The following is a 24,784-nucleotide window of genomic DNA, read 5'->3' as shown; positions in this document are numbered from 1 at the left end:
TCTCCTCGCCTCGCCCGTCCCGGTCAGTTCGCCGCCGAACCGTTGTCGTCGAGCAGCTTCTGGTACCAGTCGCGCAGCTTGTCGCCGCCCTTGCTGCGCCATTCGGAGATCGCCTGCTGGACCTCGCTCATCTTCTTGCGGCCGCGGACGAAGTCGTCCTCCATCTGCTCGAAGTCGGAGGAGAGGTTGGTGTAGCGGGAGGGCTCGGTGATCTGCATGCCGTAGAACGAGGACTTCCGGGTGAAGGCGCCCATCCGCTGCTGCCACTCCACCTGGCCCTTGGCGACCTCGGGGAAGTCGGGGTGGGCGACGGTCGGGGCCGGGCTCGCCAGCATGACGTAGGCGTTCATCACGTCGATGTTGCCCTGGTCGGTCTTGGTGGGGACGCCGTCCTTGACCGTGTAGTGGGTGCCCTCGACGCCGTAGTTGGTGGCCATGTACTCCTTGGTGCCGTACGGCGCCGCCGTGACGTTGGCCGCCGCCAGCACGTCCTTGATCACCGCCTTGGACGCCTTCTTGTTCACGAAGGCCCAGATGCCGGCGGGCTGCTCGGCCCAGAGCACCGGGTCGCCGCCGTCGTGGCCGAAGATGTCCATGCCCCAGATCTTGAACTCCGGGTTCTGGGACGCCTGTTCGCCGGTACGGCTCCACCACTGGCTGATGTTCTGGGCGTAGATCAGGAACTCGCCCTTGGCGAACTTCGGGCCGGGGTCGGTGGCCTGGCTCTTGCCGAGTTCGGCGTCGGGGTGGACGACACCGGCGGCGAACAGCTTGCGGGTCCACTCCAGGGCTTCGAGGTAGCCGTCGGTCTCCACGCGGTTGGTCATCCGGCCGTCGATCACGGTCCAGCCCAGCGGCTTCTCGTTGCCGGAGAGCACCCCGAACGCCTGGAAGGCGGTCCACTTCATGTCCAGGCAGGCCCAGCGTTTGGCCTTGGCGTCGGTGGCGTCCTTGGCCAGGGCCATGAACTCGTCGCAGGAGCGGGGTACCTCGTACCCCTCCTGCTCGAAGATGTCCTGCCGGTAGAGGGGCACGATGCCGGTGACGGTGGGGGCGGGCTGGGGCAGGCCGCGCAGCTTGCCGCCGAAGATCGAGCGCCGCCAGGCGTCGGTGGGGATCGCGGCGAGGTTCGGGTACTCCTTGACCGCGTCGCCGGACAGGTACGGGCCGAGGTCGGCGAACTTGCTGATGACGGCGCTGGGGATCTTGCCGTTCAGGTTCCAGCTCGGGACGACCACCACGTCCGGTACGTCGCTGGAGGCGAGGACCGCGCCGAGCTTCTGCTCGTAGGTGTTGCCGTCCTGGTTCTGCCACTCGACGTCGACGCCGATCAGGTCGTTCATCGCGCGGTAGTAGGCGTTGTCGGACTTCGGCGGGGAGCCCCAGAACGGCGACATGACGGTGACCCGGCCGCCCTTGCCGAGCTTGTGCGGCACCGCGGACTTGAGGGTGGCGAGGTCCAGCTCGCCGGTGAAGCCGATCGCGGAGCCGTTCCTGGCCGGGATGTCGGGCGTCACCACGGTGCCGGCCACGTAGGCCGGCAACAGCTTCGCGGCGTCCTTGCCCGAGGTGGTGCCGTCGCGCGAGCCACTGTCCGTGCCGCCGCAGGCGGAGAGCAGCGGCACGCCTCCGGCGACCGCGGCGGCGGCGACCGCCGTGGAGGCGAGGAAACTTCTCCGGCTCGGTGCGGAGGCGGCGGAGGCGGCGTTCGGCGTCATTGCGTCAACCCTTCATGGCGCACCAGGACACCCGGCGGTGGCCGTCGGCTGTGGTGTCTTCGGTGGAACGGGTGGAGCGGGGAAAAGCACGGCGGGAGCCGAGCGGGAACCCGGCAGGCGTCGCCCGGGGCGGAACTCGCTGAGCTGAAGCGGCCGGCGGAGGACCGCGTGGGCGCGGAGGTGGGTCCCGCGGGCGGCGACTCGCAGTCGAAGCGCTTCGATGTTGCTGCGAGGTTAAGTGAACACCTAGGGGTGCACAAGGGTCGTTTCCAAGATTCCTCGGAGGTATGGACCTGCTTGATCGCCCCTATGGCACACGGGACGCGAGTGCGGACCCGGACGGGTTGCCCCACGATGTCTTGACACCCGGCACCTCGCGGCTGAGCATCGAAGCGCTTCGAAAGCGCCTCGCCGCACCATCGCAAGGGGAACTCCAGGTGACCGCACCCATGCCGCCCACGCCGCCGTTCCGCGACCCGGGCCTGCCCCTGGCCGAGCGCGTCGACGACCTGCTGTCGCGGCTGACGCCCGACGAGAAGACCGGCTTCCTGCACCAGTTCGCACCGGCCGTCGAACGACTCGGTGTGGCCGCCTTCCGCACTGGTCAGGAGGCACTTCACGGGGTCGCCTGGATGGGCGGGGCGACCGTGTTCCCGCAGGCCGTGGGGCTCGGCGCGACCTGGCACGAGGACCTGGTGCGCCGGGTCGGCGAGGCGGTCGCCGCGGAGGTGCGGGCGATGCGCGCACGCGACGGCCGGGTGGGCCTCAACGTGTGGTCGCCGACGGTGAATCTGCTCCGCCACCCGCTGTGGGGACGCAACGAGGAGGGCTACTCCGAGGACCCCCGGCTGACCTCGGCCATCGCCGTCGCCTACACCCGCGGTCTGCGCGGAAGTCATCCGATCTACTGGCGTACCGCGCCCGTCCTGAAGCACTGGCTGGCCCACAACAACGAGACCGACCGGGACACCGCCTCCTCGTCGGTGCGCCCCCGCGTCCTGCACGAGTACGACCTGCGCGCCTTCCGTGAGACGGTCGAGGCGGGCGCGGTGGCGGGGGTGATGCCGGCCTACAACCTGGTCAACGGCCGCCCCAACCACCTCTCCCCCTATCTGCGGTCCCACCTGCGCACCTGGACCGACCAGGAACTGCTGGTCTGCTCGGACGCGGGCGCCCCGTCCAACCTGGTCACGTCCGAGCACTACTTCGACACCCACGAGGAGGCGACCGCCGCCGCGCTGAGGGCCGGCGTCGACAGCTTCACCGACCACGGCACCGACTCCTCGCTGATCACCGCCCGGGTGCGCGGGGCGCTGGAGCGGGGCCTGCTGACCGAGGCCGACATCGACACGGCGGTGCGCCGGCAGCTCTCGGTCCGCCTCCGGCTCGGCGAGTTCGACCCGGCCGGAGCGGCGGATCTGGCCGGTGCGGCGGACGCGGCCGGAGCGGCGGATCTGGCCGGAGCGGCGGGCCTGGCCGGTGCGGCGGACGCGGCCGGAGCGGCGGGCCTGGCCGGTGCCTTCGACACCCCCGAGCACCGCGCGCTGGCCCAGGAGGCCGCCGAGCAGGCGATCGTGCTGCTGAAGAACGACCGCCTGCTGCCGCTGGCCCCCGACACCCGCCTCGCCGTCGTCGGCCTGCTCGCCGACGAGTGCAAACTCGACTGGTACAGCGGCTCGCTGCTGCACCGCTCGACGCCGCTCGAAGGCGTGTACGAGCGGTTCGGCGCGGACCGGGTGGAGTTCGCCGAGGGGGTGGACCGGATCCGGCTGCGCACCTCCGCCGGCACGTTCCTGCACGTTCCGGCGGCGGACCCCGACGCCCCCGCCGAGGCGGGTCCCGCCGGGACCGAGGGCGCCCTCGACCCGGCGCTGCTGGCCGGCCGCACCGACCTGCCGCCGCTCACCACCGACGCCACCGGCACCGAACTGGCGCTGGTCGACTGGGGCGAGGGCGTCCTCACCCTGCGCGCGCCCGACGGCCGCTACCTCTCGGTCGCCGAGGACGGCTATGTGCGGGCCGCCGCCGACCAGCCCGGGGGCTGGGTGGTGCAGGAGACGTTCCGGCTGGAACCGCACGGCGACGGTCACCTCCTGAGGCACCTGGGAACGGGCCGGCACGTCTGTGTGGCCGCCGACGGCGTGAAGGTTGCCGGGGAGGAAGCCGAGGTCTTCGGGACGGTCGTCACCGAGCGCGGCGAGGAGGCGGTGGCGCGGGCCGCCGCCGGGGCCGACGTGGTGCTGGTGGTGGCGGGCAACGACCCGCACATCAACGGCCGCGAGACCGAGGACCGTACGACGCTGCGCCTCCCCGAACACCAGGAACGGCTGCTGCGCGCGGCCCGTGCGGCCAACCCGGCCACCGTGCTGGCGCTGGTCTGCGCCTACCCGTACGCCGTCGACACCGGGCCGCTCCCGGCGGTGCTGTGGACCGCGCACGGCGGCCAGGCCGCCGGCACCGCGCTGGCCCGCGTGCTGGCCGGGGACGTCTCACCGGCCGGGCGGCTGCCGCAGACCTGGTACGCGGGCGACGAGGACCTGCCCGACCTGCTGGACTACGACGTGATCGGCTCCCGGCAGACCTATCTGTACTTCGAGGGGACCCCGCTCTTCCCGTTCGGGCACGGCCTGTCGTACGCGTCCTTCGCCTACGACGGTCTCACCGCCCGCGTCGAGGAGGACGTGGTGCGGGTCTCCTTCACGGTGACCAACACCGGGGACGTCACCGCCGACGAGGTGGCCCAGCTCTACCTGCGGGCCGAGGCGCCCTCCGTGCCGCGCCCGCGCCGCGAACTGCTCGCGCACCGCCGGCTCACGCTGGCGCCCGGCGGGACGGCCGCCGTCGACTTCGAGGTGCCCGTGCCGGCGTTCGCGTACTGGGACGTGGCGCACGGCCGCCACCGGGTGGAGCCGGGGCCGTACGCGCTGCTGGCCGGGGCGTCCAGCGAGGACGTCCGGCTGCGGACGACGCTCACGCTCGACGGGGAGGCGGCCGGGCCGCGTCCGGTGCGCGCCCGCGGCCTGGACGCGGCGGACTTCGACGAGCAGAGCGGGACGGAGATCGTGGACCGGACCAAGGAGTCCGGCGACGCGGTGACGCCCACCGCCGGGAACTCGGGCGAACTGCTCTTCAGAAACTGCGACTTCGGCCCCGGCATCACCGCGGTGACGGTGACGGTGGCGGGCGGGGGCACGGTGGAACTGTCCCTGGACGGCGGCCCGGTGCGGGCGGTCCTGTCGACGGAGCAGCCCACCGCGGGGCCGTACGACTACCTCGAACTGCGCACGGGGCTGGTCGCCGAGGGCGTCCACGACCTGCGGATCACCCTGCGCGGCCCGGTGCGGCTCGCGCGGGCCGGCTTCTCCGGCTGAGGGCCGGGGCCGCGGGCAGCCGGCCGGTCCGGCGGCCGGCGCCCCGGGCGGGGCCTCCGGCCGCCGGACGGGCCTTGGTGCGGTGGGGTCAGAGCGCGAGGCCGGTGAGGACCATGACCCGCTCGTAGGTGTAGTCGTCCATCGCGAACCGCACGCCCTCGCGGCCCACGCCGGACTGCTTGGCGCCGCCGTACGGCATCTGGTCGGCGCGGTAGGAGGGCACGTCGCCGACGATCACGCCGCCGACCTCCAGGGCCCGGTGGGCGCGGAAGGCGGTGCGCAGGTCGTGGGTGAAGACGCCCGCCTGGAGGCCGTACTTGGAGTCGTTGACGGCGGCGAACGCCTCCGCCTCGCCGTGCACCTTCCGCACGCTGAGCACCGGGCCGAAGACCTCTTCGCAGGCCAGGGTGGTGCCGTCGGGCAGGTCGGTGAGGACGGTCGGCGCGTAGGAGGCGCCGTCGCGCGCGCCGCCGGTGTGCAGGACGGCACCGGCCGCGACGGCCTCGTCCACCCACCGCTCGACGCGCTGGGCGGCGTCCTCGCTGACCAGCGGGCCGACGTCGGTGGCCTCGTCGTCCGGGTCTCCGGTGACCTGGGCCTCGACGGCGGCGACGATACGCGGCAGCAGCCGGTCGTACACGGCGGCGTCGGCGATCACCCGCTGCACCGAGATGCAGGACTGGCCGCCCTGGTAGTTGGAGAAGGTCGCGATGCGCTGCGCGGCCCGGTCCAGGTCCTCGTCGCTCGACCAGTCGGCCAGTACGACGGCCGCGCCGTTGCCGCCCAGTTCCAGGGTGCAGTGCTTGCGCGGCACCGAGTCCATGATCGCGTAGCCGACCTTCTCGGAGCCGGTGAAGGAGATCACCGGCAGCCGCTCGTCCTGGACGAGGGCGGGCATGCGGTCGTTGGCGACCGGCAGGACGCTCCAGGAACCGGCGGGCAGCTCGGTCTCGGCGAGCAGTTCGCCGAGGACCAGGGCGGAGAGCGGGGTGGCGGGGGCCGGCTTGAGGATGATCGGCGCGCCGGCCGCGACGGCCGGGGCGATCTTGTGGGCGCAGAGGTTGAGCGGGAAGTTGAAGGGCGCGATGCCGAGCACGACGCCCTTGGGGAAGCGGCGGGTGAGGGCGAGCCGGCCCTGGCCGCCCGCGTCGGTGTCCAGCCGCTGGGCGTCGCCGCCGTTGAACCGGCGGGCCTCCTCGCCGGCGAACCGGAACACGGAGACCGCGCGGCCGACCTCGCCCCGGGCCCATTTGACGGGCTTGCCGTTCTCGGCGGAGATGAGCCGCGCGATCTCCTCGGTGCGCTCCGCCAGCCGCCGGGCGACGTGGTCGAGGGCGGCGGCCCGCACGTGCGCCGGGGTGGCGGCGAACTCGTCCCGTACGGCGTACGCGGCGGCCACGGCCTCCTCTACCTGCGCGTCGGTCGGGACGCTCACGGCGGCGACGACCCGGCCGTCCCAGGGCGAGGCGACGTCGAAGGTGTCCTCACCGGTGGCCTGGCGGCCGGCGAGCCAGAAGGCGTGGGTGGCCCCTGCCACTTCTTTTTCGGGCATGAAGAGTCCCGGCCTTTCCGCGTTGCGGGTGTGGTGTGACGGGTACGGGGTGCTACGGGGTACGGGGTGCTACGGGGTGCTGGGTCCACGGTAGGGGCGGGGCGGCGGAGGGTCGCTTGTCCGGCGTGTAGCAGTAGGGGCGGCGAGTACGACGTAATGGCGTACGACGGATGGTGTACGGCTCCCCCGGGTGATTCGGGCGGCCCGGGTGGTCCGGGTGGCTAGCCGCCCTCCGGGGCCGTCGCCTTCAGGGCCAGCCACAGTTCCATGCGGACGTCCGGATCGTCCAGGGAGCGGCCGAGGATCTCCTCCACGCGGCGCATCCGGTAGCGCAGGGTGTGGCGGTGGACGCCGAGGTCGGCGGCCGCCGCGTCCCACTGGCCGTGCCGGGAGAGCCAGGCGCGCAGCGAGGCCACCAGGTCACCGCGGCCGGTCGCGTCGTGGTCGCGCAGGGCCCGGAGCAGCCCGTCCGCGAAGGCCCGTACCGCGTCGTCCGCGAGCAGCGGCAGCACCGAGCCGGCCGCGAGCCGCTCGTGCTCCACGCAGACCCGGCCGCGCCGCCGCGCCACCGACAGCGCCTGCTCGGCCTGCCGGTAGGCGGCCGACGCGGCGATGGGCCCGGACGGCGCCGACAGCCCGGCGACCCAGGCGTCCTCGGCGGTGCCGGTGGCGGGTTCCGGCCGCGGCCGGCCCGCCTCCAGGGCCGTGGCGTAGTCGGTGCAGGCGGCGACCGCCGCGCCGCCGTCGGCGGCGAGCACCACCAGCCGCTCGCCCTGCGGGACCACCAGCACCGCCTCGCCCGCCCGCGCCGCCGCGGCCTCCACCACCTCGGCGAGGGTGCCGAGCGGGTCGCCGCTCCCCGCCACCGCCGCCTCGGCGACGACCAGCCGGAAGGGCGCGTCGAGCAGTTCCCCGTACAGGTCGCCGGCGACCGCGCGGGCGTGGTCGGGCTCCCCGGCCAGCAGCATGCGCAGTACGGCCGTGCCGATCCGCTGTTCGGCGGCGTGCAGGGACCGGGAGCGTTCCGTGGTCAGGGTCAGCAGCGCGACGGCGGAGTGGACGGCGTAGCGCTCGGCGGTGCCGAGGGTGGTGGCGGTGCCGACGGCGAGGGTGGCGCGGGGCCGGCGGGAGGTGCCGACGGAGTGCAGTTCGACGCGGTCCTCGTGGTCGGGGCCGCCGACCACCGCGGAGGCGGGCGCGGGCCGCTCGCGCAGCCGCTGGACGTCGGCGGTGAGCCGGGCCGCCCGGCGGCCGGCCCACTCCGGCGCGGCGGCGGCGACGGCGCCGGTGGCGTCGTAGAGCGCCGCCCAGCCGTCGACCTGCGCGGCCAGCGCGGTGAGCAGGCCCTCGGGCCCCTCGCCGAGCGCCTGCTTGGTCAGTTCCCGCTGGGCGGCGAACCCGGCGGTCACCGCCCGGTACTGGTCGGCGGCGATGGCGGCGGAGACGGCCTTGCTGATGGCGAGGAAGGGGGTGCGGCGCGGCACCTCCAGGAGCGGCAGCCCCTCTTCCTCGGCGGCGTCGACGAGGGCGGCGGGGATGTCCTCGTAGTGCACGCCGACGGCGAAGCCGAGCCCCACCACCCCGGCGCCGGCCAGCCGCCTCACATAGCGGCGCATCGCCTCGGGGTCCTCGGCGTCCAGTTTGAGGGCGGTGATCAGCAGCAGTTCCCCGCCCTCCATGTAGGGGACGGGGTCGGCCAGCTCGCTGGCGTGCGCCCAGCGCACGGGCGCGTCGAGACGCTCCCCGCCCGCCCGCACGGTCAGCTTCAGCGCGGAGTGGTGGACGAGCGAGGCGAGGGTCGGGGGCATGAGGCCGTCAGCTCCGCGTCGGGATGGTGTGCAAAACCGGTGATCATTTGGCCGTCACGTATGAACGACCTGTGCCGATTCTGCCTCACCGTACGGTGCCGGCGCGTCCGGCGGGGGCGTCACCCCCGCAGATCCACCAGAAGTGGAGGCGCGTGTTCCCCCTCGACGGTGGTCAGCGAGAGCACCGCGTGGCCGGGCGGCACGGCGTGCGCCAGTTCCGAGGCCGACCAGCGTTCGCGCTCGACCTGGCGCACGGTCACCGCGTCCGTGGTGACCGCCTTGCCGGTCACCAGTTTGCGCAGCGCGTGCAGCGCCCGGGTCATCGGCTGGTCGGCGAAGACGGTGTGCTTGGCGACCTCCGTGGTCTCCACCCACTCGGTGCCCCAGGCCTGCGCGAACCGGCCGCCGTCCCAGGTGGTGACGCCGCAGAAGGCCATCCGGCAGCCCACCGCGCCGTAGAGCGGGCCGTGCAGCGCCTCGGGGACGTCCGCGACGGTGCGCAGGGTGAGCAGCACGCCCGCCCGCTGTCCGCGCAGGGCCTGGATGCCGCGGACCGACCGGGCGGTGACGGCGCCGGTCGCGTCGTCCAGGACCAGGGCGGCGAAGTGGCTACGGCGGGCCTCGTGTCCGGCGCCCTCCCGGCCGCCGCCGTCCCGGACCACGGAGGTGAACTGCGCGAGGACCAGCCGGGTGATCAGCCGGCCCGCCTCCTCGTGACCGCGGGCGGGCAGGTCGACGCGGACCCGCAGGGGGTGGTGGGCGAGCGCGCGCAGCGAGAACGGCCGGCTCGGGCCGCCGCCGCCGAAGAAGTCCGCGAACACCGGCCGGTTCAGCAGGCCGAGCCGGTCGGCCAGGGCGCGGCCCGCGTCGCCCGGCGTGCCGGTCTGGCGCAGCCGGGCGTCGAGTTCGCGGAGCATGACGCCGTTGCCGTTCGCGGCGAGCGCCTCGCGCAGCGCGGTCAGGGCCGTCTCCTCGCCCTCCAGCAGTTCGCGCAGCTCCGGCAGGGCGGGGAAGCGGCCGTGCACCGCGCGGTACGGGCCGAGGAGTTGCGCCAGCGCGGTGGCCGCGCCCTGGCCGCCGACCGTGTCGAGGTCGCCCACCAGCGCCTCGGCGAGGACCGCGGCCGCCTCGTCCGGGTCGTCGGACTCGGCGTACGGGTCGAGGTCGTGCACGGAGGACGGGTCGCCGATCCGCACGATCACGTCGAAGGCGTCGTCCGCGCCGAGCGGGCGGCCGGCGGCGGAGACGGCGACGACGGCACAGCGGCCGGTGAGCGCCTGGAGCGCGAGGGCCTCGGTGACCGGTTCGACGAGGGTGCGGGTCTTGCCGGACCCGGGGGGGCCGACGGCGAGCAGGGAGGTGCCGAGCACACCGGGGTCGAGGGCCGCCTCGGCACCGTCGTACGACCGGGGGGCGCGTTCGGCCGCCGCCCAGCGGCCGATGCGTACCTGACCGGCGAGCAGGTCGTGGCGGGCGGCCCGGCGGGGCAGGTCCCGGGCGCCGGAGGGGTGGGTCCAGGCCGCGCCGCCCCGGTGCAGCACCTGCTGCCGGAAGGCGTCGAGGCCGGCGCTCCGCCGGGCGAGCGCGAAGGCGTGCTCGACGCGGACGCAGTCGACGTCGTTCATCCGGCCGCCGGCCACCTCGGCGGTGAGCAGTTCGGCGGCCTCGTACTGGCCGGCGTCGCGCAGGTCGGGCCAGTGGGAGCGGGGGCGGTCGGGCACGGCGGTGGGCTCGGCGCCCGCCCGGCGGGCGGCGAGCCGCTCGCGCAGGTACGGCCACCAGGCGCCGAGCCGGGCGAAGGGCCACACCACGAGGGCGGTGACGACGGCGTACAGCGTGTCGGTGAAGAGCAGGGAGGTCATCGGCTCGTAGTCGCCCGAGATCAGGGCGGTCAGCGAGAGCAGCGGGGCGACGACCGGCACCGCGGACCAGCCGACGCCGGGGAATGCCTCGGGGAAGACCAGGCTGAGCGCGACCAGGGCGAGGAGCAGGGCGGTCAGCGCGCGGGCCGGCTGGGTCCGGCGGCCCACGTAGTGGCCGACGATGGCGCGCCAGCTTCCGAGCGCGGCCACCGCGAGGACGAGCAGGACGAAGAAGACGCCGTCGTACACCACCAGTGCCTCGGCGCCCGGGGCGGGCAGCGCCCGGTCCTCGAACACCTTGGGCGAGGCCAGCGTGCCGCCCCACCACCAGTCGTCCGGCGTGAACATCCGCAACAGCACGAACTGGTACGGGACGACCCCGCGGTGCCAGAACGACCACACCACGACGGCCAGCGCGAGCGGGATCAGCATGCCCGCCACCGTCACCGGGGCGAGCTTCTCCGTGACCTCCCGCTCGGGCGGCCGGTGGCCGTACCGCCAGATCCCGGGCCGGGCGGCCGGCCTCGGCGTGTCCAGCCATCCGACGACGGCGGACCCGGACCGGGGGACCTGCTGCGGAACCTGCCGGTCCGTCTGCCGGTCGGTCTGCCGGTCCATCTGCTGCCGGTCCGTCCACTGCCGGTCCATCTGCTGCGGGGCCTGCTGCTGCGGGGCCTGCTGCGGCACGGGTGGCGTGCCCGGTGCCCGGTTCGGCGGCGGCGGTACCGCGGGCCGCGCCCACCCCGCCGAGGGGGGCAGCGCGGGAGCCGGCGGCACCCGATCCGCGTGCGTGCCCCGCGCGTCCGGGTTCCCGTCGCTGTCCATCGCCCTGCCCCCTGCCCGACCAGCCGTTCCGTGCACCGTCCGCATGCACCGTCCGCGAGTCAATCTAACGCCCCCGGCAGGGCAGTTCACCGCTTACGCGGCCGGGCGTCCGCTCCGGACCGCACACCTGTCTCTGTCCACGGCGGACAACCCGCCCCGGCGACACTGCCCACATGGAGCATGCCCAGCTCTCCCGCACCGCCCTAGCCTGCGAGAAGAGAACGTACGAGAAAAACACCCGCGCGTCCCGCCCGCAAGACCCCCAGGAGCCCCGCATGACCGCACTTCCGCAGGAGCGCCGCGTCGTCACCGCCATCCCCGGCCCCAAGTCGCGGGAGCTGCAGGCCCGCCGCACCGCCGTGGTGGCGCGGGGCGTGGGGTCCACGCTGCCGGTCTTCGTCACCCGCGCCGGCGGCGGCGTCATCGAGGACGTGGACGGCAACAGCCTGATCGACTTCGGCTCGGGCATCGCGGTGACCAGCGTCGGCGCCTCGGCCGAGGCCGTCGTCCGCAGGGCGTCCGCGCAGCTCGCCGACTTCACCCACACCTGTTTCATGGTCACGCCGTACGAGGGGTACGTCGAGGTCTGCGAGGCGCTGGCCGAGCTGACCCCGGGCGACCACGCCAAGAAGTCGGCGCTGTTCAACAGCGGCGCCGAGGCCGTCGAGAACGCCGTGAAGATCGCCCGTGCCTACACCAAGCGGCAGGCGGTCGTCGTCTTCGACCACGGCTACCACGGCCGTACCAACCTCACGATGGCGCTGACCGCGAAGAACATGCCGTACAAGCACGGCTTCGGCCCGTTCGCGCCCGAGGTGTACCGCGTCCCGGTCGCCTACGGCTACCGCTGGCCGACCGGCGCGGAGAACGCCGGTCCGGAGGCCGCCGCGCAGGCCGTCGACGAGATCTCCAAGCAGGTCGGCGCCGACAACGTGGCCGCGATCGTCATCGAGCCGCTGCTCGGCGAGGGCGGCTTCATCGAGCCCGCCAAGGGCTTCCTGCCGGCCATCCGGAAGTTCGCCTCGGACAACGGCATCGTCTTCGTCGCGGACGAGATCCAGTCCGGCTTCTGCCGCACCGGCCAGTGGTTCGCCTGCGAGGACGAGGGCATCGTCCCGGACCTGATCACCACGGCCAAGGGCATCGCGGGCGGGCTGCCGCTGTCCGCCGTCACCGGACGCGCCGAGATCATGGACGCCGCCCACTCGGGCGGTCTGGGCGGCACCTACGGCGGCAACCCGGTGGCCTGCGCGGGCGCGCTCGGGGCGATCGAGACGATGCGGGAGCTGGACCTCAACGCCAGGGCCAGGCGGATCGAGGAGGTCATGAAGGGCCGGCTGTCCGCCATGGCCGAGAAGTTCGACCTCATCGGCGACATCCGCGGCCGCGGCGCCATGATCGCCATCGAGCTGGTCAAGGACCGCGCCACCAAGGAGCCGGCGCCGGAGGCCACCGCCGCCCTCGCCACGGCGTGCCACGCCGCCGGTCTGCTGGTCCTGACCTGCGGAACCTACGGCAACGTGCTCCGCTTCCTGCCGCCGCTCGTGATCGGCGAGGAACTGCTGCACGAGGGCCTCGACCTCATCGAGCAGGCCCTCGCCCAGGTCTGAGCGGTGAAGCGGCAGAGGGTGTGAAGAAGGTGTGCGGGGTGGATGGGAGGACGCCGGTCTCCCTGTTTTCGGCCCTCCCCCTGTCGTAGGTTCTACGCAGATGAGAGATACACCCCGCCCACAGGGGACTGTGGGCGAACCCAGGCCGGGGCCTCCCCAGCTTCGACCTGGTCGTGCCCTCGCGCACACCACCGGAGCCACTGGCTCCGGGTCTCCTCGATCGGACGGTCGCTCGCCCCAAACCCCCCGGGGCGCGCGACGTTCCGGTCCTTTCGGCCGCCTCGGAACCACCCCCCCTGTTCCGGGGCGGCCGACCCCCCTCTTCCTGATGTGCCTGCTCGGGGCGCCCGTCCTGCTCTTCGCGCTGATCACCTGGCAGGTCCTCACCGACGGCCCCCTGATCCGCGCCGACGAACGGCTGAGCCGGGCCCTCGTCCGTCCGGACCGGTTCTCCGAACTCCTCTCCGACCTGGGCAACACGCAGGTGGCCGTGCCCGTCCTCGCCGTCGCGCTGGGCCTCGTCGCCTGGCGCGGCCGGGCCGCGGGAGCCGCCCGCTGGTGGCTGCCGCCCGTCGCCGGGGCCGCGCTGATGGCGCTGGTACCGGCGCTGGTGGTCCCGCTGAAGCTGTGGACCGACCGCCCCGGCACCCCGGCGGTACCGCCCGCCACCGGTTACTACCCCTCCGGCCACACCGCCACCGCCGTCGTCGCCTACGGCGCGGCGACGCTGCTGCTCCTCCCCCTGCCGCGTTCCGCCGCCGCCCGCCGCCTGTCCGTCCTGGCCTGCGCCGTCCTCGTGCTCGGAACCTCCTACGGGCTGGTCCGCCGGGGCTATCACTGGCCGCTGGACGTGGTGGCGAGCTGGTGCCTGTTCGGACCGGGCCTCGGCTGCCTCCGGCTGCTCGTCCGCCGCCGGAGGCGTTGACCACCAGGCCAGTACTGCCGGTCACTTCTGCCGTTCACTTCTGCCGGTCAGTCCCGCCAGTGAGTCCTGCCGGTCAGCCCCTTCCGGCCGGTCCCTTCCGGCCGGTCCCTTCCGGCCAGCGCCCCGCGGTCGGTCCCTCCCGGTCGCTCCTGCGGTCCGCGAGCCGGGCCGCCGCCTCGTGCATCGCCAGTTCGAGCAGGGCGGGGTCGGTGAGCGTGCCGGTGCCGTCCGGCGTGACCAGCCAGCGGATGCCGCCGGCCGCCGGCCGTCCGGGGTGCGGCACGACTATCCAGGTGCCGGGCCCGGCGGCGCGGATGCCGGTGCCCAGCCAGCGGGCCGCGGTGCCCGGTGGCACGAAGAACCCCGTCCGGGCGTCGCCGAAGTCGACGAGGACCGGACCGGGCCGGTGCGGCAGCCGGGTGAGGACGTCGAGGGTGGGACGGCCCAGCCTGCCCGGCAGGATGAGCACGTCCCAGGCCCGGCCGGCGGGCAGCAGCGCGATCCCCAGGGGATCGCGCCGCCACTCCCGGCGACAGGACTCGGGATCAGGTGCGACCGATGCCAACCACTCGACCGCCGTCTTCGTCGCCCCGGGCATGAGGAGACCTCCCATCGACTCGCTCGCGGACGCGGGGTGCGCCCGGAGGGAGAGGGAGGTCCCGGGCGGGCATTACGCGACTTCCGCCACCTCGTACGGGTGAAGCGGCGCACCGCGCCCCCGCGCCGCTCGGCTCAACTGTCGAAGCCCAGGCCCAGCCGGTCCATGGTCCGCAGCCACAGGTTGCGCCGCCCGCCGTGCGCGTCCGCGCGGGCCAGCGACCACTTGGTGAGCGCGATCCCGGTGTACGCGAAGGGCTCGGGCGGGAAGGGCAGCGGCTTCTTGCGGACCATCTCCAGTGCGGTGCGCTCGGTGCGCTCCCCCGCGAGCAGGTCGAGCATCACCTCGGCCCCGAAGCGGGTCGCGCCGACGCCGAGGCCGGTGTACCCGGCGGCGTAGGCGACCCGTCCCTGGTGCGCGGTGCCGAAGAACGGCGCGAACCGGGAGCAGGTGTCGATCGCGCCGCCCCAGGCGTGTGTGAAGCGGACGCCCTCCAGTTGCGGGAAGCAGGTGAAGAAGTGCCCGGCGAGCCTGGCGTAGGTCTCCGGGCGGTCGTCGTGCTCGGTGCGGACCCGGCCCCCGTACGGGTACACCGCGTCGTAGCCGCCCCACAGGACGCGGTTGTCGGCGGAGAGCCGGAAGTAGTGGAACCGGTTGGCGCTGTCCGCGAGGCCCTGCCGGCCCTTCCAGCCGATCGAGGCGAGCCGGCCGGCGGTGAGCGGCTCGGTCATCAGCGCGTAGTCGTAGACCGGGACGGTGTACGACCGGACCCGCCTGACCAGGCTGGGGAAGACATTGGTGCCGAGCGCGACCGTGCGGGCGCGCACCGATCCGTACGGGGTGCGTACGGCCATGCCCGCGCCGGACGGCTGCAGGGCGAGCGCGGGGGTGTGCTCGTAGCAGCGGACGCCGAGGCGCAGGCAGGCCCGCTTCAGACCGCGGACGAGTTTGCCGGGGTCGAGCAGGGCGACGCTGCGGCGGTCGTACAGACCGGCTCGGAAGGTCGGCGAGTCGACGTGCTCGCGCACGGCCTCGGCGTCGAGGTACTCGACGCCGTCCGCGAACCCCCGGCGCCCCAGTTCCTCGTACCAGTCCTTCAGCTCCGACGCCTGGTACGGCTCGGTCGCCACGTCGATCTCGCCGGTGCGCTCGAAGTCGCAGTCCAGGCCGTGCCGGGCGACGGCCGCCTCGATCGCGTCGAGGTTGCGGGCGCCCAGCTCCTGGAGCCGGTCGATCTCCGCCGGCCAGCGGGCGAGGCCGTTGGCCAGGCCGTGGGTGAGGGAGGCGGAGCAGAAACCGCCGTTGCGGCCCGAGGCGGCCCAGCCCACCTCGCGGCCCTCGATCAGCACCACGTTCCGGCCGGGGTCGCGTTCCTTGGCGACCAGCGCGGTCCACAGGCCGCTGTAGCCGCCGCCGACGACCAGCAGATCGCAGGTCTCGGCGCCGGTGAGGGCGGGCTCGGGGCGGGGCCGGCCGGGGCCGTCCAGCCAGTACGGGACCGGCTGGGCGTCGGCGAGGGACTTGGTCCAGTCGTTGCTGCGGCTCATGGTGTGCGGCGCTTTCTGCGGTTTCCGACGGCCATGGAGAACAGGACGAACACGACGGCGAGGACGAACATCGCCGTCCCGATGACATTGATCTGTACGGGCGTGCCGCGCTGCGCCGACCCCCAGACGAACATCGGGAAGGTGACGGCCGACCCCGCGGTGAAGTTGGTGATGATGAAGTCGTCGAAGGAGAGCGCGAAGGCGAGCAGCGCGCCGGCGGCTATCCCGGGGGCCGCGATCGGCAGCGTGACCCGCAGGAACGTCTGGAACGGACCGGCGTACAGGTCCTGCGCGGCCTGTTCCAGCCGGGGGTCCATCGACATCACGCGTGCCTTGACGGCCGTGACCACGAAGCTCAGGCAGAACATGATGTGCGCGATGAGCACCGTCCAGAAGCCGAGTCGCGCGCCCATGTTGAGGAACAGGGTGAGCAGCGAGGCGGCCATCACGACCTCGGGCATCGCCATCGGCAGGAAGAGCAGCGAGTTCACCGCGGAACGCGCCCGGAAGCGGTAGCGGACCAGGGCGAAGGCGATGGCGGTACCGAGGGCGGTGGCGCCCAGCGTCGCCCAGAAGGCGATCTGGAGGCTGAGCGAGAGCGAGCCGCACAGGCCGGCGACCCCGCACGGGTCCTTCCAGGCGTCGGCGGAGAACCGCTGCCATTCGTAGTTGAAACGCCCGACGGGCTTGTTGAAGGAGAACACCGTGACGACGACGTTGGGCAGCAGCAGGTAGGCGAGCGTCAGCAGTCCGGCGAAGACCACCAGATGGCGCTTGAGCCAGTTGACGAAGGTCATTTACACCAAGTCCTCCGTGCCGGACCTGCGGATGTAGAGGGTGACCACGACGAGGATCGCGGCCATCAGGAGGAAGGAGAGCGCCGCGGCCGTCGGGTAGTCCAGCACCCGCAGGAACTGTGTCTGGATGACATTGCCCACCATGCGGGTGTCGGTGGAGCCGAGCAGGTCGGCGTTGACGTAGTCGCCGGTGGCCGGGATGAAGGTGAGCAGTGTGCCCGAGACGACCCCCGGCATCGACAGCGGGAAGGTGACCTTCCGGAAGGTCGTGCGGGGCCGGGCGTACAGATCGCCCGCCGCCTCGTGCAGCCGCCCGTCGATGCGCTCCAGCGAGGTGTACAGCGGCAGCACCATGAACGGCAGGAAGTTGTACGTCAGACCGCACACCACCGCCAGCGGGGTGGCCAGCACGCGGTCGCCGGTCGTCCAGTCCAGCCAGTTCGTGACGTCCAGGACGTGCAGGGTGTTCAGGGCGCCGACGACCGGTCCGCCGTCGGCCAGGATCGTCTTCCAGGCCAGGGTGCGGATCAGGAAGCTGGTGAAGAACGGCGCGATCACCAGGATCATGATCAGGTTTCGCCAGCGGCCCGCGCGGAACGCGATCAGGTAGGCCAGCGGATAGCCGAGCAGCAGGCAGAGCACGGTCGCGGCGGCGGCGTAGGCGACCGAGCGCAGGAACTGCGGCCCGTAGGCGGCGAGCGCGTCCCAGTAGGTGGCGAAGTGCCAGGTGACCCGGTAGCCCTCCTCCAGGGAGCCGGTCTGCACGGAGGTGGACGCCTGGTAGACCATCGGCACGGCGAAGAAGACGACCAGCCAGAGGATGCCGGGCAGCAGCAGCCAGTACGGCGTGAACCGGCCGCGCCTGCGGGGCGGCCGCTGCCGCGGGGCGGTCGGGGCGAGCGGCGGGGGTGCCTCGGTGCGGGTCGTCATCAGGCGCCCTCTTCCGCTCCGGCCGGCCCGGGCAGTCCGTCCGAGACGGACTGGGCGGCGTCCAGGGCGAAGGTGTGGGCCGGGTTCCAGTGCAGGACGACCTCGGCCCCGGGGACGAGCCGCGGGTCGCGCTCGACGTTCTGGGCGTAGACGGCGAACCGCGGGCAGACCGCGCTGTCGACGACGTACTGCGTGGAGACGCCGAGGAAACTGGCGTCCGCGATGGTGCCGGTGAGGCGGTTGCGGCCGTCGGGTACGGAGCCGGCGTCGTCGGCGTGGGTGAGGGAGACCTTCTCCGGGCGGACACCGGCCAGCACCTTGCCGCCGGTGGCCGCGGGCGCCCCGCACCGCCCCTCGGGGAGGACCAGTGCGCCGCCGCCCGCCTTCAGCACGAGGTCCCCGCCGCGCCGGCCGTCCACCTCGGCCTCGATGAAGTTGGAGGTGCCGAGGAAGTTGGCGACGAACGTGGTGCGCGGGTTCTCGTAGAGGTCGCTGGGCGCGCCGAGCTGCTCGACGCGGCCCGCGTTCATCACCGCGACCGTGTCGGCCATGGTCATGGCCTCCTCCTGGTCGTGGGTGACGTGGACGAAGGTGATGCCGACCTCGGTCTGGATGCGTTTGAGTTCGAGCTGCATCCGGCGGCGGAGCTTCAGGTCGAGGGCGCCGAGCGGCTCGTCCAGGAGGAGCACCCGGGGGTGGTTGATCAGGGCGCGGGCGACCGCGACGCGCTGCTGCTGGCCGCCGGAGAGCTGGTGCGGTTTCTTGCGGGCCTGCTCGCCGAGCTGGACCAGGTCGAGCATCTCCTCGACCTGCCCGCGCACGCTCCGGATGCCGCGCCGGCGCAGGCCGAAGGCGACGTTCTCGAAGATGTCGAGGTGCGGGAAGAGGGCGTAGGACTGGAAGACGGTGTTCACCGGCCGCTTGTACGGCGGCAGGCGGGTGACGTCCTGGTCGCCGAGGTGGACCGTGCCCGAACTGGGTTCCTCCAGGCCCGCGATCATGCGCAGGGTGGTGGTCTTGCCGCAGCCGGAGGCGCCGAGCAGGGCGAAGAAGGAGCCCTGCGGGACGGTCAGGTCGAGCGGGTGCACGGCGGTGAAGGAGCCGTAGGTCTTGCTGATGCCGGTGAGCCTGACATCTCCGCCCTCCCCGCCGCCGTCCGTCGCGCCGCCGGCGTCTGTCGTCGTCTTCATCGTCGTCACGCCCCGGTGAGCTTCGCGAATATGGCTTCGTAGGCCGTCTCTTCCTTCGCACTGAGCGAACGGAAGGCACGGGACCTGGCCTGCATGGCCCGGTCGGGGATGATCAGCGGGTTCTGGGCCGCGTCGGGGTCGATCTTCGCCAGTTCGTCCCGCACTCCGTCCACGGGACAGACGTAGTTGATGTACGCGGCGAGCCGGGCCGCCGGCCGGGGCTCGTAGAAGTAGTCGATGAGCCGTTCGGCGTTGGTCTTGTGCCGGGCCTTGTTGGGGACCAGCAGGTTGTCGCTGGAGGTGAGGTAGCCGCTGTCGGGGACGAGGAAGTCGATGTCCGGGTTGTCCGCCTTGAGCTGGACGACGTCACCGGCCCAGGCGAGGCAGGCCGCGAAGTCGCCCTTGGACAGGTCCGAGGTGTAGTCGTTGCCGGTGAAGCGGCGGATCTGGCCCCTGTCGACGGCCCGTTGCAGCCGGGCGATCGCCGCGTCGTAGTCGTCGTCGGTGAAGGAGCGCGGGTCCTTGTCGAGGTCGAGCAGGGTCATGCCGACGGTGTCGCGCATCTCGGTCAGCAGGCCGACGCGGCCCTTGAGCTTCGGGTGGTCGAGGAGGTCGGAGAGGGACCTGACCTCGACGCCGTCGAGTGCCTTCTTGTTGTAGGCGATGACGGTGGAGATGCCCTGCCAGGGATAGGAGTAGGCGCGTCCCGGGTCCCAGTCGGGGGTGCGGAACTGCGGCGAGAGGTTGGCGAAGGCGTGCGGCAGGTTCGCCGGGTCGAGCTTCTGCACCCAGCCGAGGCGGATGAGCCGGCCGGCCAGCCAGTCGGTGAGGACGATCAGGTCCCGGCCGGTGTCCTGGCCCGCGGCGAGCTGCGGTTTGATCTTGCCGAAGAACTCGTTGTTGTCGTTGATGTCCTCGGTGTAGTCGACCTGGACGCCGGTCCGCTTCGTGAACGCGTCCAGGGTCGGGTGCCGTTTCCCGGCCTCGTCGACGTCCATGTACTCGGTCCAGTTGGAGAAGTCGACCCGCTTCTCCTTCGCCGAGTGGTCGGCGGCTGACGTGCCGCCCTGGCTCTTCCCGGCGGCGGGGATGCCGCAGCCGGCCAGGGCGCCCGCGCCGCCCGCCGCGAGTGTGCCGCCGGCGCCGGCGCGCAGCAGTGAGCGGCGGGTCAGGGCGCCGCGCCCGCTGCGCAGCGTCCGCCGCACCGCGGCCACCTGGGCCGGGGAGAGGCGGTCGGGCTCGTAACTCCTCATGCGCGTGCTGCCCTTTCGGACGGGTCGGCCGTGGCCGGCTGCCTGCGGTGGTGGCTAGCGGTCTCCGAAGACGGTGCGGTGCCAGTCCTTGGCGGCCACCGCCGTGTTGTCGAACATGACGTGCTTGATCTGGGTGTACTCCTCGAAGGAGTACACGGACATGTCCTTGCCGTAGCCGGACGCCTTGTAGCCGCCGTGCGGCATCTCGCTGATGATCGGGATGTGGTCGTTGACCCACACACAGCCCGCCTTGATCTCGCGGGTGGCGCGGTTCGCCCGGTAGACGTCCCGGCTCCAGGCGGAGGCGGCCAGTCCGTACGGGGTGTCGTTGGCGAGCCGGATGCCCTCGTCGTCGCTGTCGAACGGCAGCACCACCAGGACCGGTCCGAAGATCTCGGCCTGGACGGCCTCGCTGTCCTGGGCGGCGTCGGCGATGAGGGTCGGCCGGTAGTAGGCGCCGTCCGTCAGCTTCCCCCGGGGCGCCTCTCCGCCGGTCACCACGCGGGCGTAGCCGCGGGCCCGGTCCACGAAGCCGGCGACGCGGTCCCGCTGCGCGTGGCTGACCAGCGGGCCGAGGTCGGTGCCGGGGGCGAAGGGGTCACCGAGCCGGACGGTCTCCATGAGCGCGGCGGTCCGCTCGACGAACGCCTCGTACAGCGGGCGCTGTACGTAGGCACGCGTGGCGGCCGTGCAGTCCTGGCCGGTGTTGATCAGGGCGCCCGCGACGGCGCCGTGGGCGGCGGCCGCCAGGTCGGCGTCGTCGAAGACCACGAAGGGGGCCTTGCCGCCGAGTTCCAGGTGCAGCCGCTTGACGGTGGCGGTGGCGACCTCGGCGACCCGTCTGCCGACGGCGGTGGAGCCGGTGAAGGAGGTCATCACCACGTCGGGGTGGCCGACGAGGTGCTCGCCCGCCTCGCGCCCCGTCCCGGCCACGACGTTGACGACGCCGTCCGGTATCCCGGCCGCGGTGGCGGCCTGCGCGAACATCAGCGAGGTCAGCGGGGTGAGTTCGGCGGGCTTCAGCACGATCGTGTTGCCCGCGGCGATGGCCGGGAGGATCTTCCAGGCGGCCATCTGGAGCGGGTAGTTCCAGGGCGCGACGGAGCCGACGACACCGAGGGGTTCGCGCCGGACGTACGAGGTGTGGTCGCCGGAGTACTCCCCCGCCGCCTGTCCCGCGAGACGGCGGGCGGCGCCCGCGAAGAAGGCGGCGTTGTCGACCGTGCCCGGCACGTCGAACTCGCGGGTGAGTTTGAGCGGTTTGCCGCACTGCAGGGACTCGGCGCGGGCGAACTCCTCGGCCCGGTCGCCGAGCACGGCGGCCAGGCGGTGCAGCGCGTCGGAGCGTTCGCCGGGGGTGGCGCCGGCCCAGCCGGGGAAGGCGGCGCGGGCGGCGGCGACGGCCGCGTCGACGTCGTCGGTACCGGCGAGCGCGTAGGTGAGGACCTGTGCGCCGGTCGCCGGGTCGACGACCGTGTGGGTACGGCCGGAGGTGCCCGGCGTGAGGCGGCCCGCGAGGTACTGGGCCCCGTCGGCGAAGCGCTCCGCGGCCGGGAATCGTTCCTCGGCGGGCTTGTCCGGATGGTGCATGTCGGCTCTCCTCGGTGTCCCCGGGACGGGGTCCGGCGTGGCTCAGACTCGATGTGAGTGCCGATCCTGACAGAGCAGTAAACCCCCAACAAGTGATTCCGTTGTTGCTTTTGGATTACGCGACGAAATCTGTCGGCCAGGTGTCGAGTTGCCGAGGAAAAGGGGAGACGGAGTGTCAGTGGTGGCTGCCAGACTCGCGTGCATGGGAGAGACGGCGGGGGCGGGCACGGCTACGGGTACGGGTACGGGTACGGAGAGCATCGACAGCCGGGAGGCGCTGCTGGCGGCGGTCGGGGCGGGCGCGAGAGTCAAGTACCTCTTCTTCTGGGGACACCGGCCGCGGCCGGACGGCCGGATCGGGCCGGGGTGTCTCAGCCAGTGGTGGCCGGCCCCGTTCACGGTCGACGGCGTGACGTACGCGAGCGCCGAGCACTGGATGATGGCGGCCAAGGCGCGGCTGTTCCGGGACCCGGAGGCGCGGGCCCGGGTGCTGGCCGCTCGGCATCCCGCCGAGGCGAAGAAGGCGGGCCGGCTGGTACGCGGCTTCGACGAGGCGGTCTGGGCGCGGGAGCGCGGGGAGATCGTCGTCGAGGGCAGCGTCCACAAGTTCGGCGCCGACGCCGGGCTGCGGGACTTCCTGCTGGGCACGGGTGACCGGGTACTGGTGGAGGCGAGCCCCGTGGACCGCGTGTGGGGGATCGGCCTGACCGCCGACGACGAGGCGGCGACCGATCCCGGACGCTGGCGCGGCCCGAACCTGCTCGGCTTCGCCCTGATGGAGGCACGGGGGCGGTTGCGGGCGGCGGGGTGACGACAGGCCAGGATCTGTTGGACAGGCCCTAGGTGAACAGCACCAGTGCGCCGAGTCCGACGCCCAGGGCGAGGCCGACGGCTCCGCAGATGATGCCGGCCAGGGCGACGCCGGGGTTGGTGGCCTCGCCCCTGCGGGCCTTGCCCCGGCCGAGCACGCCGAAGACGACGGCGAGGACGCCCGTCAGGATGGCCACCGGCCACAGGCAGAAGCCGACGGCGGCGATGATCCCGAGCACCAGCCCGGCCGTGCCCTGCCCGTTGCTCGGCACGGGCACGGCACCCGGCCAGCCGTAGTAACCGTGCGCCCCCGGCCCGCCGCCGTAACCGGCCGGAGCCGCCGGATAGCCGTATCCCGCGGGATAGCCGTAGGGCACCCGGCCGGGCCCGTCGGGCGCGGTGGGCGGCGGCGGCACGGGGCCGGCCGAGCCGTAGGGCGGGAGGCCGTAAGGGGTGGACCCGGGCCCGTGGGGAGCGCCGGAGCCCTTCGTGAAGGCGGCCCCGGCGGCGGGCGGGGCGAAGGGGTTGGCGGGCGCGGGCGCATCAGTCGCGGGGCCGGACGGCTCGAAGGACCCACCCCGGCCGTGCGGCGGCGAGGAGGCGGGGGCGGACGCGGGCGCGGCGAACGGGTTGGCCGCGCCGCTCGCGGCGGCGGCCGGGGGGCCGGGCGGCGCGAAGGGATCGGCCCGGCCGCTGGTCCCGGCGGTGTCGACCGGCGCGGACGGGGTCGCCCAGGGCCGGGCCGGCGGGGACGGCGGGGCGGGGGAAGCCACCGGGGGCTCGTCGTTCAGGGTCGGTATGGAGGTGACGGTCTGGTGCTCGCCGACGGACGGCGACGCCCAGGCCGGCGGCGCGTCCGACACGACGGTGTGCCCGGGACCGTCGGGCGGCGTCCCCGCGTCACCGTCGGCGGGCGCGGGCCACGGGTCGTCGACGGGGGGCGGCCCGGCATGCGCCTCCACCGGCGAGGAAGCGGGCGGGTGGTCGACGGGGACCCTCCCGGCCTGCGCGTCCGGCGGCGACGAAGCGCCGGGCCGGTCCGAGGGGGCACCGGCACCCGGCCCCGCGCCGGGCCGGTCCGACGGGGCACCGGCACCCGGCCCCGCCCCACTGCCCGCGCGAGCGTCGGCTTCCGGCGGCTGCGCGTCGTCGGACATGCGCTGGGGTCCCCTCTGTCGAACGTGCCGTCATGCTACGCGCGTCCCTGCCGGGCGGAGCCCCGGCCTACGATGATCCCGGACCACCGATCAGCCGATCACCCGCGCCCCGCCGGGCCCCGCCCGGCGCCGGGCGCCGTTCCGGGGAGGAACCCATGACCGAGCACCTCGTCGACCCCGCCGTCCCGCGCGATCCGCACGCCTTCATCGCCGGACTGCCCAAGGCCGAACTCCACGTCCACCACGTCGGCTCCGCCTCCCCCCGGATCGTCTCCGAACTGGCCGCCCGCCACCCCGACTCGAAGGTCCCCACCGACCCCGAGGCCCTGGCGGACTACTTCACGTTCACGGACTTCGCCCACTTCATCCAGGTCTACCTGTCCGTCGTCGACCTGATCCGCACCCCGGAGGACGTCCGGCTGCTGACCTACGAGGTGGCCCGGGAACTGGCCCGGCAGCAGGTCCGCTACGCCGAACTGACCCTCACCCCGTTCTCCTCCACCCGGCGCGGTATCGACGCGCGCGCCTTCATGGACGCCATCGAGGACGCCCGCAAGGCGGCCGAGTCCGAGTTCGGGACCGTGCTGCGCTGGTGCTTCGACATCCCCGGTGAGGCGGGTCTGGAGGCCGCCGAGGAGACGGCCCGGCTGGCCACCGACGACCGGCTGCGCCCGGAGGGCCTGGTCTCCTTCGGACTGGGCGGACCCGAGATCGGCGTACCCAGGCCGCAGTTCAAGCCGTACTTCGACCGGGCGATCGCCGCCGGGCTGCACTCCGTGCCGCACGCCGGTGAGACCACCGGCCCCGAGACGGTGTGGGACGCCCTCACGTATCTGGGCGCCGAACGCATCGGCCACGGCACCAGTTCCGCGCGGGACCCGAAGCTGCTGGCGCACCTCGCCGAGCGCCGGATCCCGCTGGAGGTGTGCCCGACCTCCAACATCGCCACCCGCGCGGTACGCACCCTCGACGAGCACCCGATAGGCGAGTTCGTCCGCGCCGGAGTGCCGGTCACGGTCAACTCCGACGACCCGCCGATGTTCGGCACCGACCTGAACACCGAGTACGCGGTCGCCGCCCGCCTGCTGGAGCTGGACGAGCGCGGTCTCGCCGCACTGGCGAAGAGCGCGGTGGACGCGTCCTTCCTCGACGCGCCGGGCAAGGCCCGGATCAGCGAGGAGATCGACGCGTACACCACCGCCTGGCTCACCTCCTGACCAGTTCGCCGGAAGGCACCACCG

General features: G+C 73.4%; 17 protein-coding genes. 5 read left to right on the top strand and 12 right to left on the bottom strand.

Annotated features, from left to right (window positions below; all coding sequences use genetic code 11):
- Window positions 1–23 precede the first annotated feature (23 nt).
- Entirely contained in the window at window positions 24–1,718 is a 1,695-nt protein-coding gene (locus ABEB00_RS20945; protein WP_345621455.1) for an extracellular solute-binding protein, read from the bottom strand.
- Window positions 1,719–2,155: 437 nt separating this feature from the next.
- Here ABEB00_RS20945 and ABEB00_RS20940 point away from each other — a divergent pair, with 437 nt between their 5' ends.
- The gene (locus ABEB00_RS20940; protein ID WP_345621452.1) at window positions 2,156–5,089 is read left to right on the top strand and encodes a glycoside hydrolase family 3 C-terminal domain-containing protein; all 2,934 of its coding nucleotides are present in this window, start codon (window positions 2,156–2,158) and stop codon (window positions 5,087–5,089) included.
- Between the two features lie 88 nt (window positions 5,090–5,177).
- Here ABEB00_RS20940 and ABEB00_RS20935 read toward each other — a convergent pair whose 3' ends face one another.
- The 3 genes from ABEB00_RS20935 to ABEB00_RS20925 all read right to left on the bottom strand — a co-directional run bounded on the left by ABEB00_RS20935 (window position 5,178) and on the right by ABEB00_RS20925 (window position 11,136).
- Window positions 5,178–6,641, bottom strand: coding sequence for an aldehyde dehydrogenase family protein (locus ABEB00_RS20935; protein WP_345621451.1), 1,464 nt, complete (start codon window positions 6,639–6,641; stop codon window positions 5,178–5,180).
- A 221-nt stretch (window positions 6,642–6,862) separates the two neighbouring features.
- Window positions 6,863–8,449: a PucR family transcriptional regulator gene (locus ABEB00_RS20930; protein WP_345621450.1), complete on the bottom strand. Its 1,587-nt coding sequence runs from the start codon at window positions 8,447–8,449 to the stop codon at window positions 6,863–6,865.
- A gap of 119 nt (window positions 8,450–8,568) precedes the next feature.
- Window positions 8,569–11,136 (bottom strand): ATP/GTP-binding protein, encoded by a 2,568-nt coding sequence (locus ABEB00_RS20925; RefSeq protein ID WP_345621449.1) that lies wholly within the window; start codon window positions 11,134–11,136, stop codon window positions 8,569–8,571.
- 275 nt (window positions 11,137–11,411) lie between these two features.
- On the opposite strand from ABEB00_RS20925, the gene gabT reads away from it, so the two are divergent.
- Together gabT and ABEB00_RS20915 are read left to right on the top strand one after the other, a co-directional pair.
- Window positions 11,412–12,746, top strand: coding sequence for a 4-aminobutyrate--2-oxoglutarate transaminase (gabT, locus tag ABEB00_RS20920; protein WP_345621447.1), 1,335 nt, complete (start codon window positions 11,412–11,414; stop codon window positions 12,744–12,746).
- Between the two features lie 130 nt (window positions 12,747–12,876).
- Window positions 12,877–13,671, top strand: a complete 795-nt coding sequence (locus ABEB00_RS20915; protein ID WP_345621446.1) for a phosphatase PAP2 family protein — start codon at window positions 12,877–12,879, stop codon at window positions 13,669–13,671.
- A gap of 73 nt (window positions 13,672–13,744) precedes the next feature.
- Here ABEB00_RS20915 and ABEB00_RS20910 read toward each other — a convergent pair whose 3' ends face one another.
- From ABEB00_RS20910 to ABEB00_RS20880, 7 genes are all read right to left on the bottom strand, one after another.
- Window positions 13,745–14,269 carry a hypothetical protein gene (locus ABEB00_RS20910; protein ID WP_345621444.1) on the bottom strand — a complete coding sequence of 175 codons (525 nt, stop codon included), beginning with the start codon at window positions 14,267–14,269 and terminating at the stop codon, window positions 13,745–13,747.
- 134 nt (window positions 14,270–14,403) lie between these two features.
- Window positions 14,404–15,816, bottom strand: coding sequence for an NAD(P)/FAD-dependent oxidoreductase (locus ABEB00_RS20905; RefSeq protein ID WP_345621443.1), 1,413 nt, complete (start codon window positions 15,814–15,816; stop codon window positions 14,404–14,406).
- On the bottom strand, window positions 15,813–16,613 hold the full coding sequence (locus tag ABEB00_RS20900) for an ABC transporter permease (RefSeq protein ID WP_345621442.1): 801 nt from the start codon (window positions 16,611–16,613) through the stop codon (window positions 15,813–15,815). The genes ABEB00_RS20905 and ABEB00_RS20900 overlap by 4 nt, the downstream gene beginning before the upstream one ends.
- On the bottom strand, window positions 16,614–17,543 hold the full coding sequence (locus ABEB00_RS20895; RefSeq protein ID WP_345621441.1) for an ABC transporter permease: 930 nt from the start codon (window positions 17,541–17,543) through the stop codon (window positions 16,614–16,616).
- Window positions 17,543–18,733, bottom strand: a complete 1,191-nt coding sequence (locus tag ABEB00_RS20890) for an ABC transporter ATP-binding protein (protein ID WP_345621440.1) — start codon at window positions 18,731–18,733, stop codon at window positions 17,543–17,545. The genes ABEB00_RS20895 and ABEB00_RS20890 overlap by 1 nt, the downstream gene beginning before the upstream one ends.
- A 5-nt stretch (window positions 18,734–18,738) precedes the next feature.
- Window positions 18,739–19,986, bottom strand: a complete 1,248-nt coding sequence (locus ABEB00_RS20885) for a polyamine ABC transporter substrate-binding protein (protein ID WP_345621439.1) — start codon at window positions 19,984–19,986, stop codon at window positions 18,739–18,741.
- Between the two features lie 54 nt (window positions 19,987–20,040).
- A complete protein-coding gene (locus ABEB00_RS20880; RefSeq protein WP_345621438.1) occupies window positions 20,041–21,576 on the bottom strand; it encodes a gamma-aminobutyraldehyde dehydrogenase in 1,536 nt (511 codons plus the stop codon).
- Window positions 21,577–21,778: 202 nt separating this feature from the next.
- Here ABEB00_RS20880 and ybiA point away from each other — a divergent pair, with 202 nt between their 5' ends.
- Window positions 21,779–22,387: a riboflavin biosynthesis intermediates N-glycosidase gene (ybiA, locus tag ABEB00_RS20875; protein WP_345621437.1), complete on the top strand. Its 609-nt coding sequence runs from the start codon at window positions 21,779–21,781 to the stop codon at window positions 22,385–22,387.
- A 28-nt stretch (window positions 22,388–22,415) separates the two neighbouring features.
- Here the strand turns inward: ybiA and ABEB00_RS20870 are convergent, their stop codons facing one another.
- Window positions 22,416–23,543 carry a DUF4190 domain-containing protein gene (locus ABEB00_RS20870; RefSeq protein WP_345621436.1) on the bottom strand — a complete coding sequence of 376 codons (1,128 nt, stop codon included), beginning with the start codon at window positions 23,541–23,543 and terminating at the stop codon, window positions 22,416–22,418.
- Between the two features lie 155 nt (window positions 23,544–23,698).
- Here ABEB00_RS20870 and ABEB00_RS20865 point away from each other — a divergent pair, with 155 nt between their 5' ends.
- Entirely contained in the window at window positions 23,699–24,760 is a 1,062-nt protein-coding gene (locus ABEB00_RS20865; RefSeq protein WP_425586537.1) for an adenosine deaminase, read from the top strand.
- Window positions 24,761–24,784 lie beyond the last annotated feature (24 nt).

This window comes from Streptomyces ziwulingensis, from assembly GCF_039542605.1.
GTDB lineage: Bacteria > Actinomycetota > Actinomycetes > Streptomycetales > Streptomycetaceae > Streptomyces > Streptomyces ziwulingensis.
This window is presented reverse-complemented; position numbering and strand designations above follow the sequence as displayed.